The sequence below is a fragment of the Saccharopolyspora pogona genome (assembly GCF_014697215.1).
Classification (GTDB): domain Bacteria; phylum Actinomycetota; class Actinomycetes; order Mycobacteriales; family Pseudonocardiaceae; genus Saccharopolyspora; species Saccharopolyspora hattusasensis.
Window position 1 is genome coordinate 2,837,284 of the sequence record NZ_CP031142.1, and the last position, 16,982, is coordinate 2,854,265.

18 protein-coding genes are annotated in these 16,982 nt (G+C 65.2%); 13 read left to right on the forward strand and 5 right to left on the reverse strand.

All coding sequences use genetic code 11. The features are described from left to right. Nucleotides 1-176: 176 nt before the first annotated feature. The gene (locus DL519_RS13020; protein ID WP_190815008.1) at nucleotides 177-365 is read right to left on the reverse strand and encodes a hypothetical protein; all 189 of its coding nucleotides are present in this window, start codon (nucleotides 363-365) and stop codon (nucleotides 177-179) included. Between the two features lie 572 nt (nucleotides 366-937). Here DL519_RS13020 and DL519_RS13025 point away from each other — a divergent pair. Together DL519_RS13025 and DL519_RS48625 are read left to right on the forward strand one after the other, a co-directional pair. Continuing rightward, nucleotides 938-1,300: a hypothetical protein gene (locus DL519_RS13025; protein WP_190815010.1), complete on the forward strand. Its 363-nt coding sequence runs from the start codon at nucleotides 938-940 to the stop codon at nucleotides 1,298-1,300. A 159-nt stretch (nucleotides 1,301-1,459) separates the two neighbouring features. Further along, on the forward strand, nucleotides 1,460-1,591 hold the full coding sequence (locus DL519_RS48625; protein ID WP_263399635.1) for a hypothetical protein: 132 nt from the start codon (nucleotides 1,460-1,462) through the stop codon (nucleotides 1,589-1,591). A 179-nt stretch (nucleotides 1,592-1,770) separates the two neighbouring features. On the opposite strand, the gene DL519_RS13035 is transcribed toward DL519_RS48625, so the two are convergent. Next, complete coding sequence (locus tag DL519_RS13035) at nucleotides 1,771-1,914, reverse strand: hypothetical protein (RefSeq protein WP_190815012.1); 144 nt, start codon at nucleotides 1,912-1,914, stop codon at nucleotides 1,771-1,773. Between the two features lie 559 nt (nucleotides 1,915-2,473). Here DL519_RS13035 and DL519_RS13040 point away from each other — a divergent pair. From DL519_RS13040 to DL519_RS13080, 11 genes are all read left to right on the forward strand, one after another. Then, complete coding sequence (locus tag DL519_RS13040; protein WP_190815014.1) at nucleotides 2,474-2,854, forward strand: hypothetical protein; 381 nt, start codon at nucleotides 2,474-2,476, stop codon at nucleotides 2,852-2,854. 145 nt (nucleotides 2,855-2,999) lie between these two features. Then, nucleotides 3,000-4,082 carry an IS630 family transposase gene (locus DL519_RS13045; protein WP_190815016.1) on the forward strand — a complete coding sequence of 361 codons (1,083 nt, stop codon included), beginning with the start codon at nucleotides 3,000-3,002 and terminating at the stop codon, nucleotides 4,080-4,082. Between the two features lie 17 nt (nucleotides 4,083-4,099). Beyond that, the gene (locus DL519_RS13050; RefSeq protein WP_190824615.1) at nucleotides 4,100-4,492 is read left to right on the forward strand and encodes a hypothetical protein; all 393 of its coding nucleotides are present in this window, start codon (nucleotides 4,100-4,102) and stop codon (nucleotides 4,490-4,492) included. A gap of 123 nt (nucleotides 4,493-4,615) precedes the next feature. Beyond that, nucleotides 4,616-5,224, forward strand: coding sequence for a transposase (locus DL519_RS46345; protein ID WP_223840273.1), 609 nt, complete (start codon nucleotides 4,616-4,618; stop codon nucleotides 5,222-5,224). A 54-nt stretch (nucleotides 5,225-5,278) separates the two neighbouring features. Continuing rightward, nucleotides 5,279-5,461: a hypothetical protein gene (locus tag DL519_RS46350; RefSeq protein WP_223838893.1), complete on the forward strand. Its 183-nt coding sequence runs from the start codon at nucleotides 5,279-5,281 to the stop codon at nucleotides 5,459-5,461. Further along, complete coding sequence (locus tag DL519_RS46355) at nucleotides 5,458-6,327, forward strand: transposase (RefSeq protein WP_223838894.1); 870 nt, start codon at nucleotides 5,458-5,460, stop codon at nucleotides 6,325-6,327. Before DL519_RS46350 ends, DL519_RS46355 begins: the two co-directional genes overlap by 4 nt. A gap of 125 nt (nucleotides 6,328-6,452) precedes the next feature. Beyond that, a complete protein-coding gene (locus DL519_RS13060; protein ID WP_190815018.1) occupies nucleotides 6,453-7,625 on the forward strand; it encodes an acyl-CoA dehydrogenase family protein in 1,173 nt (390 codons plus the stop codon). A gap of 211 nt (nucleotides 7,626-7,836) precedes the next feature. After that, complete coding sequence (locus tag DL519_RS13065; protein WP_190815020.1) at nucleotides 7,837-8,349, forward strand: hypothetical protein; 513 nt, start codon at nucleotides 7,837-7,839, stop codon at nucleotides 8,347-8,349. 105 nt (nucleotides 8,350-8,454) lie between these two features. Further along, complete coding sequence (locus DL519_RS13070) at nucleotides 8,455-9,840, forward strand: IS1380 family transposase (protein WP_397545032.1); 1,386 nt, start codon at nucleotides 8,455-8,457, stop codon at nucleotides 9,838-9,840. 160 nt (nucleotides 9,841-10,000) lie between these two features. After that, the gene (locus DL519_RS13075; protein ID WP_190815022.1) at nucleotides 10,001-10,351 is read left to right on the forward strand and encodes a FadR/GntR family transcriptional regulator; all 351 of its coding nucleotides are present in this window, start codon (nucleotides 10,001-10,003) and stop codon (nucleotides 10,349-10,351) included. Between the two features lie 556 nt (nucleotides 10,352-10,907). Further along, the gene (locus tag DL519_RS13080; protein WP_263399636.1) at nucleotides 10,908-13,220 is read left to right on the forward strand and encodes a LuxR C-terminal-related transcriptional regulator; all 2,313 of its coding nucleotides are present in this window, start codon (nucleotides 10,908-10,910) and stop codon (nucleotides 13,218-13,220) included. A 237-nt stretch (nucleotides 13,221-13,457) separates the two neighbouring features. Here the strand turns inward: DL519_RS13080 and DL519_RS13085 are convergent, their stop codons facing one another. The 3 genes from DL519_RS13085 to DL519_RS13095 form a co-directional block, all read right to left on the reverse strand. Then, complete coding sequence (locus DL519_RS13085; RefSeq protein ID WP_190815026.1) at nucleotides 13,458-14,168, reverse strand: GntR family transcriptional regulator; 711 nt, start codon at nucleotides 14,166-14,168, stop codon at nucleotides 13,458-13,460. 103 nt (nucleotides 14,169-14,271) lie between these two features. Beyond that, nucleotides 14,272-15,966, reverse strand: coding sequence for a dihydroxy-acid dehydratase (locus tag DL519_RS13090; protein ID WP_190815028.1), 1,695 nt, complete (start codon nucleotides 15,964-15,966; stop codon nucleotides 14,272-14,274). Nucleotides 15,967-16,006: 40 nt separating this feature from the next. Continuing rightward, nucleotides 16,007-16,981, reverse strand: a complete 975-nt coding sequence (locus DL519_RS13095; protein ID WP_190823950.1) for a cyclase family protein — start codon at nucleotides 16,979-16,981, stop codon at nucleotides 16,007-16,009. Between the last annotated feature and the right edge of the window lies 1 nt (nucleotide 16,982).

Here is a 16,982-nt window from a genome sequence, read left to right on the forward strand (position 1 = left end):
GTTCTCACGATGCGGAAACACCGGAACGACCGCCGGAATCGCCCTGACGCACACCTGAAATACCATCGTCACGCCCGAGGGCGGCCCCCGGCGAGGTAGCCAAGCTGAGCTCAAGCGGCGCCCTACCTCCCAGCCGAGCGCCGTGATCTGAACTCCCCCACGGTCCCCCGGCTAGTTCAAGGTGATCTGTGGTGCATGGCCCCGGCCAGTAGCCAGGTGATCTTTTCCCGGGCCTGGTCGTCGTCGGCCAGGTGGACGTGGATGTCCTCGCGGCCGGGAGCTGCGTGGTGCAGCGTCCATGTGCCAGTTGCGTGGCGCTTGATCGTCAGGTGTGCCCCTGCACCCAAGTGAATGATCCGCTCCATCGAATCCTCTGGTTAGTTTTGCCTCGCCTTGCTTGGTGGGAAGTATCTGAAGTTTCATTCGAAAGGCCCAGGGACTTCGACCCTAGCCAGTCTCGGTGGTAGGTGGTCAGCGCGGCGGGCCTAGTCGGTCCCGTCGTTGACGTGCAGCGGTCTCGGCCGTGGTCTTGTGGACGTGGCACGAAACGCAAAGGCTCTGGGCGTTGGCGTGGTCGAACATCGCGCCGCCCTGGCTCGGGGCAGGATGTGGTCGTCGCCCTGTTGGGCTGGCCGACCGCAGCTGCGGCAGTTCGGTTCGCGGCGCAGGTGCTCGGCCTTGAACGCGATGTCGCGTCGGGCGAGTCGACCGCGGGGTTGGTGTATCGGCTGCGCTGCTGCCACGGTCTGCGCTGATGTTCGCCACATCGGCCGTTGGCCGTGAGCGCGGTGCATCCGATGGCGGAGCAGCGCGTTGGTGGCACGGTAGGCATGGTTTCACCCGTTTGCCGGTTAACCGGATGTGTCCGGTTCGCGATGGATGTTCTGTGGGGTGGCGCTGGGCTGCCCGTTGTCCGAAATGAGGATCTATGCGGTGGATGACCGCTGCTCTGGTGGGCGAGCCCTTGGCGGTGTTGCCGGCGTGCGGCAGTGACTCGGCGAGCGAAAACCGTACGGCCCAGCAGGTTGTCGAGCAGTTCGAGCGTGACGCCTTGGCGGTGCCGAACCCGCGGGACAACACTGCGCAGAACTGCGCGCAGTTGGGGTGCGTGCAGCTGGTGACAACTGATGCGGTGTCGGTGCTGTCATCCGCGGATGAGTCGGCGGCGTCGACGTTCGCGAGCAAGCTCGGCGGGAGCGCGCACCAGGCGGGCACGATCGTGCTGCGGTACGACGCGGCCAAGACGCCAGCTGATCAACGGGCAGCTTTCGAAGCTTCATTGAAGAAGAGCGCCACCTGAATTTGCCCTCGCCCGAGGGGTTCCAGGGCTGCGCCAGAGCGCAGCCCTTGCCGATAACCTCATCCGCCCTTGTACGAGGCGGTATCCGGGTAGGTCGACCGTAGTCGCTCGAACGGACGCTTTCGCTGCTGTCGAGAACCACCAGCAGGATGATCGACTGTGCTGCTGCGACTGGCCTACCTGGGTGTGACGAATACGTTCGCCATGCTGCGCCTGCTGCCAATGAGCGACCAAGACAAAGACATCGAAATCCTCGCCTTGGGCCATCAGATCACGGTGCTAGCTAGGTAGATGGTGTAATCGTTATTCGCATTGGCCAGTTCCCGGCGGGACTGCTGGCACACTCTCGCCCACTGGTAGAGAGCGCGTGCGACGAATTGAGGGCTCACATCGCTCCGCCCGGTAGGGTCGAGGTCCATGGTTACGGCGGATCTGCTCTAGTCGTTGGTTCTCCAGCTCCACAGCGGTGGTCAGCACGCAGGATCGCAACCGATGCGGGCCCGAGCGGGTTCGCCTTCGGCGAGTTGACGGCACGCGGTGAGCGCCGGGCCGGTGCTGGGGCGAATGATGTGCGCGGTGCCGTCGGGGTCGGTCCAGCGGTCGTCGCCGAGCATGTCAGCCTCGTTTCTTCTTCTCGAACTGCACGCAGTGGGCTGTGACCCATTGCTGCGCGCGGTGAGTGAGGGTGGTGGGGTCCCAAGCGGTGTCGATCCCGACGGTCCAGGGCAGCGGATACTCGTCGGAGCAGTCGATGTCGCCGTGGTAGATCCGGACCGTGCTTTCGCCCGCGTACCATCGGAATACGAACGACGTACAGGTAAACCAGGTACGCGCCGCGCCGGTCCCGACGCATCAGCGACCCTTTCCGCACAGCGGGTATCCGGTAGAAGGTGATCGACTTCCCGTTGTGGAAAGTAACGGTCTCCGGCTCGGCCACAGCGGAGATATCGGCCCATTCCAACATATTCAGAGGCCCACGATGGTGATGGAACCGGTCCAGCAGCACTTCCGGCAGACTTCTTCCTTGCAGTACCCGCAGGTATGCGTCGTCGTCGGCACATGAATCCCTTTCAGTGTTTACGGGCGATTTCTCGGCGCCCGGTAAACCCATGAGATCGTGTTCGGGCAGTGCAGCGGAAGATGACAATCGATGACATCGCCGGAGGAGTGACTATGCCGCGCAGCGTGACCATCACCGGAACACGGTCGGGCGAGCACATATCCGCCGAGCAGCTCAGCGAGCTGTTCGACGCATACCTGAGGCCGTTCTGCGAGCCGGACGTGCACTTCTACTTGGGAGGCGCGATCGGTATCAGCTCGGCGAAGACGACCCGTACGGCTGCTTCGATCCCGACCGTCTCGCCGGGTTCGACGGTCTCTGCGCGCTCTACTCCGGGAACGCCGCAGAAGCCCACCAGCAGCTCGCTCGCTCGCTCGAAAGCAACGCTGACGAAGTCCAGGGATGTCGTACAACGCGGAATTCTGAACGCGGATGTCGCATTGGCACGCCTACGAATCGGCGATCACATCCACGACGCCCTGCTTGGAAGCTGACGGCCCGTGAGTGTTTTTGGGTGCTATGGCACCCAAAAACACTCACGGGCCCTGACGCGGCCCGAGTTTGGGCTGTAGCCCAGGAACATCCCCTTGCTAGTGTCCTGCACCGGAAATTCATGGTCGAAATGGCTATACTGCGGGAATGGCGAGGACTGGGCGGCCGAAGGCTGAGTTGGTGCTGACCGACGATGAGCGTTCGACGTTGCAGCGTTGGGCTCGGCGGGCGAAGAGTTCGCAGGCTTTGGCGTTGCGGTGTCGGATTGTGCTGGCATGCGCCGATGGTTTGTCCAATGTGGATGTCGCCGAGAAGTTGCGGGTGTCGCGGCCGACGGTGGGCAAGTGGCGGTCGCGGTTTGTCCAGCGACGACTGAAGGGGTTGGTCGACGAGGATCGCCCAGGCGCGCCGCGGAAGATCACCGACGAACAGGTGGAGAAGGTGGTCGTCTCGACGTTGGAAGAGAAACCGAACAACGCGACGCATTGGTCGCGTACATCGATGGCGAAGCGTTCCGGGCTGAGTAAATCGACCGTGGGACGGATCTGGAAAGCGTTCAACCTTAAACCCCACTTGGCCGACACATTCAAGCTCTCTACCGATCCGCAGTTCATCGAGAAGGTCCGTAACGTCGTCGGCCTGTATATGAACCCGCCCGAGAACGCAGTGGTTCTGTGCACCGATGAGAAATCCCAGGTGCAAGCGCTGGAGAGGTCCCAGCCGATGATGCCCGGCATGCCCGAGCGGCGCACCCACGACTACGTCCGTCACGGCGTCACCAGCCTGTTCGCCGCCTTCGACATCGCCACCGGCAAGGTCATCTCCTCGCTGCACCGCCGGCACCGCTCGGTCGAGTTCCGCAAATTTCTCACCAAGATCGACAAAACCGTACCGGCGGAGTTAGGCGTCCATGTCATTTGTGACAACTACGCCACCCACAAAACCGAGATCATCCAGAAATGGCTAGCGAAGCATCCCCGATTCCAAATCCACTTCATCCCGACCGGATCGTCCTGGATCAACCAGGTCGAACGCTGGTTCGGCGAATTGACCACCAAACTCCTGCAACGCGGCGTGCACACCAGCGTCCAGGCACTCGAGGCCGATATCCGCAACTGGATCGACGAGTGGAACAACGATCCCCGGCCGTTCATCTGGACGAAGAGCGCTGACGAGATCTTGGAGTCACTCCGATCATATTGTCAACGAATCTCCGGCGCAGGACACTAGCTAGTCCTTGAGCAAGCGTGTCTGTTGTGGTGGATGGGACCGGGATAGGGCAAAGGCCTTATCCTGTCTGGGTTTGCGACCTCAACGCAGCCCGGGCAAGAAAGGCCTTTGTGGTGAAGAAGATACCCCATGAACAGAGCCGGCGGAACGCGACACGGCGCCGACGCCGGGTGGCGGCGCGTCACGCGCGTGCGGGGCATTGGGGTGCGCGGTCGGCCCCGATGCTGACCTCGGGAAAGGTGTCCTACGAGGTCGGCGGAAATATTGACGCCACGTGTTTCGGGGGGATCGCGGCGCTGCACCGGCTGGTGGTCAAGCTGGGCCTGGTTGATCGGATCAATGACGATCTCGAGTTGTTGAAGGTGCACCTGCCGTATCACGAGTCTGATCATGTTCTGAACCTGGCATAGATCCTGCTGGCTAATTCGGCCAGGGGCTGGGTTTGGTGTCGCCGTGGTCCGTTGATCTGGTGCATGATCTTTCTGCGGTCGGCTTACCCGCTTCCTGGCCGCAGGATGGAGTGTGTGGTGTCTATGCAGCCCCGGCCGTGGCCGCGGATTCCGGAGGCGACCGTGCGTGCCGCGCGGGCGGCGGCGGGCACCGGCGAGTACCCGTTGGCGATGCGGGTCCGTGACGAGTTGGGTGAGCTGTTCAGCGATGCGGAGTTCACCGAGGCGTTCGGGACGCGAGGGAAGCCGGGGTGGTCGCCGGGACGGTTGGCGCTGGTCACGGTGTTACAGATGGCGGAGAACCTGACCGATCGGGGTGCGGCACACCGGGTCCGGTTCGGCATGGACTGGAAATACGCGCTCGGCATGGAGCTGGACGATCCGGGATTCGACGCGTCGGTCTTGTCGGAGTTCCGCACCCGGCTGGTCGCCCACGGGTTGGAGGAACGGGCACTGGATCTGCTGCTGAAAGTGTTGCAGGACAAGGAATTGGTGGCCGCTGGCGGGAAACAGCGCACCGATTCCACCCACGTGGTGGCGGCGGTGCGGGATCTGAACCGGCTGGAGCTGGCGGGTGAGTCGGTGCGGGCCGCGCTGGAGGCTCTCGCGGCCGCCGCACCGGAGTGGCTGGCCGGGGCGATCGATGTGCCGGCGTGGGGAAAGCGGTATGCCGCGCGGATGGATTCCTGGTGACTGCCCACCTCCGAAGCCAAACGCCGGGATCTGGCGCTGGCCTACGGCACCGACGTGTACACGCTGCTGGGTGCGGTGTATTCCCCCGACGCCCCTGGCTGGCTGCGTGAGCTGCCTGCCGTGGAGGTGCTGCGAGTGGTGCTGCTGCAGAACTACACCCGCACGATCACCGGCAACGGACGGGAGGTGATCACACGGCGGGAGGCGGACACGGACGGTCTCCCGCCAGGGAGATGACGCCTGAGTTCGCGTCGCCGTATGACACCGATGCCCGCTGCGGCGGCAAACGCGACACCTTCTGGAACGGCTACAAGGTGCACGTCAGCGAGACCTGCGAACGCCCCGGCACCCCGCCGGCCGATGCCACCGTGCCACGACCCAACCTGATCACGAACGTGGCGACCACGGACGCGAGTGTCCCGGACGTGGCCATGACCGAACCGATCCACCAGGCGCTGGATGGTCGTGGCCTGCTGCCCGGCGAGCACTACCTGGACTCCGGCTACCCCTCGGCCGAGCTGATGAGCGGATCACTGGCCGATTTCGGTATCACGTTGATCACTCCCCTGCTGGCCGACCACTCGCCCCAGGCCAGGGCCGGCACCGGGTTCGACCGGGCCGCGTTCACCATCGATTTCGACCGCGAGCAGGCCACCTGCCCGCAAGGCCAGACCAGCTCCTCCTGGAACCCTGTCACCCAGCGCGGCACCGACACGATCGTGATCACCTTCGCGACCGCCACCTGCGGGCCCTGTCCAGTCCGCGAGCAGTGCACCACCTCCCGGACCCGGCGACGCCAAATCACCGTGCACCCGCGGGCCGTCCACGAGGCTCAACGCGCTGCCCGCGCCGACCAGGAAACCAAGGACTGGCAGGCCAAATACGCGCTGCGGGCCGGGGTCGAGGGCACCATCCGCCAAGGCATCGCGGTCACCGACCTGCGCCACGCCCGTTACCGCGGGCTGGCCAAGACCCACCTGCAACACGTGTTCTCCGCGGTCGCACTCAACCTGATCCGCCTCGATGCCTGGTGGAACGGCCACCCCCTCGACCGGACCCGCACCAGCCATCTCACCCGCCTCGAACTCGCCCTCGCAGCATGATCAGGAATTAACCAGCAGGATCTTCGTGTGGACCAAAACCGCCGACGAGATCCTGGACAACCTCGCCAACTACTGCACACGAATTAATCAACTGACCAACGACTCAGGACACTAGGAGACCCTTCATGGCCACGCTTCTTGACCCCACTCAATCCCAGGACCGAGGAACCGGCGACAGCGTTCTCGACCGCGTCCGCGCACTCCTTCCCGAGATCGCGGCACGCTCCGCCGAGGGCGAGGACGCCCGGGCGGTGCCAGCGAAGATCGTCGCCGCACTGCGCGAGGCCGGCGTGTTCCGGATGGCCCTGCCCCGGGCGTGGGGCGGCGAGCAGCTCGGGCTGCTGGAGGGGGCCCGGGTGGTGCGGGAGATCTCCCGAGCCGACGGATCGGCCGGCTGGACCGTCCAGGTCGCTTCGATGGCGTGGTTCTTCTTACGGTCGCTGCCCCGGGAGACGCTTGAGAAAGAGGTCTTCGGAGGCGGCGCGGACCTGATGCTCCGAGGAGCGGTGGCTCCGAAGGGGCTGGCGACGCCGGTGGAGGGCGGTTATCGGATCAGTGGCCGATGGCCGCTGGCGAGCGGCCCCTTCACCCCGGACTGGATGCTCGGAGGCTTTCTGGTCGAAGGGGCGCCTCCGTTGCCGGACGACCGCCCGGACATGCAGGTCGCGCTGTTCCGGCCCGAGCAGGTCACGTTCCTCGACACCTGGGACGCGGTCGGCCTGCGCGCCACGCAGAGCACCGACTTCACGATGGATGACGTCTTCGTGCCCGAGTACCACACGGGGCCGACGTTCGGCGACAACAACATCCCCGCTCCCCTTTACGACTTGCCTTTTTCACCCACCGGGGCCTCGCACGACGCCATCATCCTCGGCGCCCTCGACGGTGCACTCGGCGATCTCGCCGAACTCGCCGCCACCAAGCGGCCGGCATTCAACCCCAAGGCACTGCTCGGCGAGGACCCGGTGTTCCAGGAGAAGTTCGCCGAGCTGCAGTTGCGGGCGGCGGCCCTGGCCGCCCTGTCGGAGCAGACCGGACGCATCGTCATGGACCGTGCCCTCGGGGGAGAGGCGCCCACCCCGGCCGAGTGGTTCAGCTACAAGGGCACCACCCAGCACATCCACCACGAGGGCATCCGGATCCTCAACGAGCTCATGACCCTCTCGGGCAGTGCGGGCCTCTACAGCACCAGTCCTTTACAGCGCCGCTGGCGCGATGTCCGCTGCGTCTCCCAGCACGTGGTCGGCAACACCGGCGCGATGCGGCAGCTCGGCGCGGTCCTGTCAGGACAGAACTGACGCCTGGCAGCGGACGCCGACGAGCCGAGCGCAGACCCACCGCTGCGCCACTACCGCCCCGTATAGGGATCAAGCCGACATCTGTGATACCGAGACCGGCTTCCGCCAGGAACCCTGTCAGCATCTCCGAGTGAGGTTTCGCAGTTTTTGGTGAGTGATATGGCGGTCGATGTCGGGAGTGCTCGGCGTGGCGGCGTGAGCTGGCCTGAAGATGGAGGAAGCGCTGGAGGAGCAGGCGTTGGCCAAGCACCGGGCTCTGGGCGATCTGCGTCAGCCTGCGCTTCACACCTTCGTCTACGGAGCCATCGCGTACCTGGAACTGGGCGACCTCGACCGCGCGATGGCGCTCGGCGAGGAGGGCCGGTCGATCTGTGAACGGGTCGGCGACGAGTTGGCGCGGGGCTGGATGCACTGGGTCCTCGCGGCGGTCCGCCGCATCGCCGGCGACGTTGCGGCGGCGGAGGAGGAGGCGCGGGCCGCTCTTCGATTGACGCACAGCTTCCACGATGTGCTGTACGTGACGCTGTGCCTCATGCTGCTGGCCTTGGTCGCGATGGATCGCGGCGACGCAGAGCGGTCGGCGGGGCTGTTCGGTGTGCTCGAGCAGCTGTGGAAGCTGCTGGGCGCCATCCCCCTGTTGGGTAACGCCCAGTTCCTCGTGCGCTGGCATAGCGACTGTGAGCGGCGGGCCAGGAAGGCACTTAGTGCCCCAATCCACCGATGATCTTGGGTAACGGTTCGGTGGCGAGAGCACGAGATGCCCTTCTGACCTGGGATGATTGATCTTGCGTAGGGATCGATCAACATGGATTGGAAGGGCATCTCGCAGGTGCGATCTTCTCATAGTGCTGCGCGGGTGAGCGCGGTGTTCGACGATGCGAATCTGGTGGCTTCGGCGGGGCTGGTTCCGGTGATGCGGTTGGCCGAACGCGTCGGGTTGTCCGAGCTTGTCGCCGAGGGTGTCCGGGTTCCCGGTTCGGAGGGTGCGAATGCGGATGCGAAGGTGGGCTCGATCGTGGCCGGGATGCTCACCGGCGCCGACAGCATTGATGATCTCGATGTGATCCGGCATGGGGCGATGCCGAAGTTGTTCGGCGGGATCCGGGCACCGTCCACTGTGGGCACGTTTCTGCGTGCTTTGACGTGGGGGCATGCCCGGCAGGTGGAGTCGGCCGCGCGGGAGTGCCTGGTGGGCATGGCCCGGCAGACTCCGGTGCTGGCCGGCGCCGCTGAGAGGACGTTCATCGATGCTGATTCCACCCTGGGCAGGGTGTTCGGCCACGCGAAGCAGGGTGCGGCGTTCGGGCACACCAAGATCGGCGGTCACAATGTGCGGCTGCGGGGTTACCACCCGCTGCTGACCACGCTGTCCACGCCCCGATCGGCGCCGGTGGTTGCCGCCACGAGGATGCGTGGCGGCAACGCCGGCTCGGCGCGGGGTGCGGCGTCGTTGGTCACCGAGACGATCAACCTTGCACGGCGGTGCGGCGCCGGGCCGGGCCGGATGCTGTTTCGCGGTGATTCCGCCTTCTACGTAGGCGAAGTCGTCTCCGCCTGCCGGGCGCAAGGTGTGGAGGTGTCGATCACGGTGGCGCAGTATCCGAACGTGCAGCGCGCGATCGCCGGCATCGCCGAGGACGCGTGGACGGCGATCAAGTATCCCCAGGCCGTCTGGGACGAGGCCAGCCAGTCCTGGGTCAGTGACGCCGAGATCGCGGAAACCGAATTCACCGCCTTCGCCAGCGATAAAGCCCATCGGGTGGCTGGTCGGTTGATCGTGCGCCGGGTCAAAGACAAAAACCACGCTGATGCCCTGTTTCCCGTCTGGCGGTATCACGCCTGCTTCACCACCAGCAGCCAGCCGCTGGTCGAGGCGGAGAAAACCCACCGTGCGCACGCGATCATCGAACATGTCAACGACGACCTCAAACACGGCCCGCTGGCCCACATCCCATCCGGGGTCTTCAGCGCCAACGCCGCCTGGCTGACGCTGGCCGCCCTGACCCACAACCTGCTGCGCGCCGCAGGCAGTCTGACCAGTGCTTTCCACGCCAAAGCCCGCGCCGCGACCCTGCGCCGCACACTGATCAACATCCCGGCACGGGTGGCCCGACGAGCCCGCTCGATCACACTGCACCTCCCGGAAAACTGGCCCCGCCAACACGACTGGCACCACCTGTTCCACACCACCCACGCCCCACCCGAAACAGCCTGATCACCCTCCCCCAACCCGCCCGCAAGGGCCCAACCCAGGAACCATGGAAAAGCTGGGCAGACCAGCGGATTCCGCACGTCCACACCCCACCACAATGATCAACAAAGGAAACCAAGATCACTTCAAACCCGCCTCGGTGGATTGGGGCTTAGACGAGCAGTTGGCGCGCATCGAACGCGCGCTCGCTGAAATGGACGGATTGGGCAACAGACGCGACGAGCAAGCCGTGGAGCTGCGCACAACGCACAACGCCGAGCTCCACTCCTCGATCGTCGCGGCCGCCCGCAGTCCCCGGCTGCCCCAGCTGCTGCATCAACTGGTCAGCGTCAATGCGATCGCACGGAACTTCGGGCAGTACTCGGCGGACGCGGTCGAGCGCAGCCAGCGTCAGCATCACGACATCGTCGACGCCATTCGATGGCAGAACGCGGAACTCGCTCGGGCGGCCATGACGACGCACCTGCTCACCGCGGCCGAGGTCCTTGCCGACGTATCCGAACCCGTGGAATGACCGCGGAACCGTGCCCGTGACAGAAAGTCTCCAGCACTGCCTAGCTGGTCACCTTCGGCCCCGAGGACGCGTTCCAACGCCGCCCCGAAAAGCCCTACACAAAACGGGAAGCCCGGCACGCACCGCGACGGCACGAACCGGATGACATGAGCCGGACAAGAACCCGCGCAAACTGCCCATGTCCACAAGGTTTGCACGATGCGGACAGGAGGTTCGTTGTAATCTTGTCTGAAACTGCCGGTGGAACTCGTCGCTGCATGGCGGACGAACGACGACAACCCCGCTTTGCACGCCGTCCGAGACCTGGTTACTGACCGGAAAGGTGCATGAGGGAGGCGGTCGCCCCGTACCCATGTGAAGCTGCCCCGGCCGCGAGCGCCGGCGTGCCAGCGAACTCGCACCGGCGACCGGTGGCTCCCGTCAGACGTCGCAGCCCGCAACGGCAGTGAATGTGCGGAACAGAATGTCACGTGATGGTTGAGAGGCGCACACGCTGGTTGGCGCATGTACCATTTAGACACTGTTGCGTCAAGCGAAATCAGCGTGGATGGGCTCCATGGCACTCGTCTCTGCAGAGGGCCTGCAAGCAGTCGCAGTGACCTCGTTCGTCGGGCGACGCGCGGAGCTGAGCGAGATCAGGCGCGGGTTGTCGGCTTCCCGGATGTTGACCCTCACCGGTGTGGGCGGGGTAGGCAAGACACGGCTGGCCATGCGCGCCGCATGGGAATTGCGGCGTTCGTTTCCCGACGGCGTCTACTGGGCGGAGCTTGCGAGCTTGGACGACGGACGCCTGCTGCCTCAGACCGTCGCTACGGCGATGGCGATTCGGGACTCGTTCACGGCATGGACCGCGGACACGCTGGCGGACCGGTTGAGGGAGCGCCGAGTGCTGCTGGTGCTGGACAATTTCGAACACCTGTTGGATTCGTGTGCCGAACTCGTGGCGACGCTGCTGACCCGGTGCCCTGGACTGCGGATTCTCGGCACCAGCCGCGAACCGTTGCGCATCCAGGGAGAGCGCGTGCTGCCCGTACAGGCTCTTGGTGTGCCGCCCGGCGACATGCGATGTCCCGTCCAGGAACTGCGTCGATTCGAGGCCATCCGGCTCTTCGAGGACCGCGCGGCGGCAGCAATACCGCACTTCGAAGTTGATGACCGCAACGGGCCGGCAGTGGCAAGGCTGTGTCGGCGGTTGGATGGGATCCCGCTGGCCGTCGAACTTGCCGCGGCGAGTCTGCGGGTGCTCTCGCCTGACGAGCTCCTGCGGCGTCTCGACGACCGGTTCCGTGTGTTGATCTCGGGCAATCGGGCCGCGCTGCCACGGCACCAGACCCTGCGAGCGTCGATCGATTGGAGCTTTGGTCTCTGCACCGAGCACGAACGAGCTCTCTGGGCTCGGATGTCGATCTTTCCGGGGAGTTGTGACGTGGCTGCGGTGGAAGCCGTGTGCGCGGATGCCGCATTGCCGCACGGCGAGATACTGACAGCACTGACCGGGTTGGTGGAAAAGTCCGTCGTCATCCGCGATGCGCGGGAAACCGGTGTTTGTTATCGGTTGCTGGAAACGATCCGGCAATATGGCCGCGAGGTGCTGCACACGACCGGGCAAGAGCAGGAGCTTCGGAAGCGGCATCGGGATTGGTACGTGAAAATCGCGGAGGAAACGCGGCGCAAGTGGTTCGGTCCCGCCCAACTGGATTTGGTCCAACAGGCACGTCTGAATGACGCCAACGTCCGCGCTGCGCTTGACTTCTGCCTCGCCGTATCCGATGAATCCCACCAAGGACTGCGCCTGGCCGACGCCTACCGCGACTTGTGGCGGGTCGGTGGACTCACCAGTGAGGGGCGACGCTGGTTCGCCCGCCTGCTGGACAACGATGTCGAACCCAGCGTGCCGAGGATCCGCGCGCTCGCGAGCGCCAGCTACCTCGCGCTGATGCAAAACGACCTGGCCACGGCGACGGACAGTCTTGAAGAAAGCCGGAAGCTGGCCGCGGACTTTGGCCAGGAGCAGTCCGCGACTCTGTACCAGGTGTGCGAAGCAGTCGCGGCCATGCAGAAAAACGACTTTCCCAAGGCTATTGTGCTGCTTGAGGAATTCGTGGCGCGGCACCAGGACACCGAAGAACTCGACTGGCTCGCCTCTGCTCTGCTGAACCTCGGCATCTGTCACTCGGTCCTCAGCGACGGCGAACGCGCAATGGCCAACTGGACCAAGATGCTGGATCTGTGCGTGCACCACGGCGAGACTTGGCGCCGGACCTGGGCCCTGTGGGGCCTCGGATTCGCGGCATGGCGCGAAGGCGATTGGGACCGGGCAGAAGCTTTTGAGCTCCAGTGCATGGACGCGCAACGCGTCTTCGACGACACGACCTGCGCGGCCAACTGCCTTGAGACGATGAGCTGGATCGCGGCGAGTTCGGAGCGGAGCGAGCAAGCCGCCCAGCTGGCCGGAGCCGCCCACACCCTCCGCCGGGACCGCAGCGGCCCACTTTCACAATTCCCCTTCCTCAGCGAGTACCAGGACCGCACGCAAGCGCAGGTGCGGCAATCCCTCGGCGAGAAGAGATACGCCCGGGCCTTTAAGAAAGGTACCCACCTGACGTTCGATCAGGTAGCGACCCAACTACTCGGAGAACCCGCCGCACGAACGAAATCCGACCGAGAGGCAACGGCTGAAGACCTGCTGACGAAACGCGAACAGGAAGTCGCGAACCTCGTGGCGCAGGGAATGAGCAACAAGCAGATCGCGGAAACGCTCGTCATCTCGCAGCGCACCGCCGAAACCCACGTCGAACACATCCTCACCAAGCTCGGCTTCACCTCGCGCAGCCAGATCGCCGCACTGGTGGCACAAGGCAAGAAATAAGGAGCGTTCAGTACTCCAGCTGCAGTTTTTGATCTTGGCTGGCGAGGGGGCCGGAGGACCGGTGCGGCCACCAGTTGATCACGATTTGTTTTGTGCGCACTATGCGGAGATCGCGCTCCAGAGATGCCCTCTCCCAAGGACGAAGGAATCCTTCAGCAAGATCAATCGTCCCAGTTCAAGAGGGCATCTCACCTTCTCATGGTGGAACCGTTACCCAAAACCACGGGTGAATCAACGCTAAGGAAGCAATTTCAACCGCGCGACCGGGGGCTGATAGTCCTCGCCGGCCTCGGTTGAGTCGAGTGACTGTTTCACCAGCACCTTAAGCGTGCCGATGAGATGGTCCTGCACCGCCTCGCCGGCACCGGATGCATCGTTGGCGAGAACGGCGTCGTAAATCTTTTCGTGGGCGGCGAGGATGTCGGCGAGCGTTCGCGTCTTGATCGTGGAAAGGCCCAGTGCGTGCATCTGCGAGCGCGTGTTGGCCACCACTTGGACGACTCGCTCGTTGCCCGCCGCGCGGACAATTGTCTCGTGAAAGGCCATATCGTGCTTCTGAAAGAGGCGTTCGTCGCCGGCATCGCTCGCCTTGCGCATTCCGGCGAACGCCTTCTTGAAGACCGCGCGATCGCGATCGTTCATTTGCGTCGCCGCGCGATAGGCGGAAGGCGCCTCGAGTAGCAGCCGCAGCGAATAGATCTCCTCGATGTCCTTGACCGACAGTTCGAGGATGCGCACGCCACGGCTGCGTTCGAACCGGACCATGCCGTTGGCCGCGAACTGCAGGAGTGCCTCGCGCACGGGTGTGCGTGACACGCCTAGCTGGCTCGCGATCTCCACGACCGAGTACAGCGAGCCGGGCGCCAATTCCCCGGAAAGGATGGCGGTTCTGATCTGCTCGAAAACCCGCTCGGTCAAGGAGGCGTTGTCGCCCGACAGTGGCTTCACGCGTTCTTACCCTTTCTGTTGACAAGCGAGGAACCAGCTTTGCCCGCGCTATTTCGCCAGCACGTCAAAAGCGCCATCGGTCCCGTCCCCCCTTTCGATCACCCTACAAGAACGACAGGTCAGCGCCTTGACTGGCCGGTAGGACCGTCTCGGCGTAGAGCCGCCGCCAGCCACGAGCCGGCAGCGGCGCCGGCGTGAACTCGCGCAGGCGCCGTGCCAGCTCGTCCTCGTCCACGAGAAGGTCGATCCGCCGTGCCGGGACGTCCAGCCGGATGAGGTCGCCGTTGCGCACCGCGGCGAGCGGCCCGCCCGCCGCGGCCTCGGGATCGCAGTGCAGCACCACGGTTCCGTAGGAGGTGCCGCTCATCCTCCCGTCGGAAACCCTGACCATGTCGCGAACTCCCTGGCGCGCCAGTTTCGCCGGAATCGGCAGCGCCCCGGCCTCAGGCATGCCGGCGGCGATCGGGCCGGCCAGGCGTAGCACGAGTACGTGATCCGGGGTGATGTCAAGGTCGGGGTCGTCGAGCACCGCAGCGATGTCCTGCCCGGCATCGAGGACGAAGGCCGGGCCGGTGTGCTGCAGCAGTTCCGGGCTCGCGGCCGACGTCTTGATCACCGCGCCGTCCGGGCAGAGCGAACCGGTCAGCACCGCGAGCGCACCGGGCGGACCGAGCGGATCGTCGAGCGGCCGGATGATGTGTTGCGTGTCGTCGTGGGGCCGGACGTCGCTTAGCAGTCCGGCCAGGGAACGTCCGGTAACGCCGACCGTCGACGTTTCCAGGTGCGGTTCGAGCTCGTTGAGTAGTACCGGGACCCCACCGGCCTGATGGAAGTCCGGCATGTAGTTGGCGCCGGACGGTTTGCAGTCCACGAGAAGCGGAACCTTCGCGCCGATAATGTCGAAGTCGGCGAGCGACAGCTCGACACCCGCTCGCCGAGCCACGGCGATCAGGTGGACTAGCGCGTTGGTGGAACCGCCTAGGGCGGCCAGGACCTTGATGGCGTTCTCGAACGACGCTCTGGTGAGGACATCCCGGGGTTTAGGCGTGCCCTGCCGGGCCAGTTCGACGGCGCGCCGCCCGGTGGCGACGCCGTGCCGTAGCCGTGCGCCGGTCGACGCGCCAGGGGTGGCTCCGCCCGGGAGCATCATGCCGAGTGTCTCGGTCAGGCAGGCCATCGTCGATGCGGTGCCCATGACCGCGCAGGTACCTGCGGTCGTCACCAGCTCGCTGCGCGCCTCGGTGATCTCCGCGGTGTCCAGCTCGCCGGCGCGGTAGCTCGCCCACAGCCGGCGGCAGTCGGTGCAGGCGCCCAGCCGTTCCCCGCGCCAACTGCCCGTCATCATTGGCCCCACGACTTCCAGCAGCACCGGCTTGTCCGACGACGCCGCGGCCATCAGCTGCGCCGGCACGGTCTTGTCGCATCCGCCGAGCAGCACGGCTGCGTCCATCGGCAGCGCCTGGATCATCTCTTCGGTGTCCATCGCCATGAGGTTCCGGAACAGCATGGAGGTCGGCGAGGTGAGGATCTCGCCGAGCGAGATCGTGGGAAACTCCATGGGGAGTCCGCCGGCTTCGAGGACCCCCCGCCGAACCGCCTGCAGGAGGGCCGGCATATCGCGGTGACACGTGTTGTAGTCGGACGTGGTCACCGCGATCCCGATCACGGGCCGGTCGAGATCGACGTCGTCGAATCCGCGGGAGGCGAGAAACGCGCGGCGCAGGAACCGGCTGAACCCCTCGTCGCCGTACGAGGTCCGGCTGTGGTCGACCGCGGACGTGAAATCATTCTCAGACATGGTGGAACTCGCCTCACTTGTGGATAACGGGTCGCGGTGCTCAGCGGGTCAGCGGCATCGCGATTGGTCGCATCGGCGCGCCGGTCGCGCCTCGGATCTTCAGTCCGGCGCCGATGAAGGCGAACTCGTGGAGCGACTCCGCGGCGAGCTGTTCGCAGTCGACGAGCTCCATGATCGGCACCCCGGCCTCCCCGAGAAGATAGGTATGGACCACTTGCCAGTTCTCGGGATCGTCGGCCGGCATCTGCTCGAGCGCGGAGTTATCGCCGCCGATCAGCGCAGCCCCGGCCCTGGCCAGGAACCGTGCGCCGTCCAGGTTCAGGCCCGGGCTGTTGTCGATATAGCGCGCCGGATCCGGCCATTGGGCCATCCGTCCGGTCCTGACCAGTGCGATGTCCCCGGGCAAGAACGTGGTGCCCTGCCGTTTCAGCGCAGCGCGCAGGTCGTCGGCACCGATCCCGTAATTGGCGGGGAGCACATCCACCCCGTGCAGTCCGGCCACGTCGAAGAGCACGCCGCGGCCGATCAGGGGCGGGATCTTGTCAGCACCGCACTTGGTCCAATGCCGCGAACTCAGATGCTGCGCCGCGGAGAACCCGTTCCATATTTCGCCGTGGTAGCCGAAATGATTGAGCGTGTCGATATGCGTTCCCGTGTGGGTGTACATCGACACCGCGTCGCCGGAATAGGACACCAGCCGGTTTTGCGCATCCCCGGCCCCGGTCAGGTCGTCGAGGATCGTGCCCTCGGGCGTGTGGGTCATCCACTGCTGGAAGGCCGGGTCGCCGGCCTTGACCCACGATGGCATGCCCACGAACATGTCGACGGACAAGTCGATCGCGGCACCGCCATCCGCCCGCCGGATCACCTCACGCGCCGATTCCGGCGACAGCAGGTTGAGCATGCCGATCTCGTCGTCGGCGCCGAACGGGCTCTTGGTCACCTTCCGGAATTCGGCGGCGTACGCCGCGATCTTGCGGCGCGTCGCCTCGGTGATCAGCTCAGGTCCGCACACG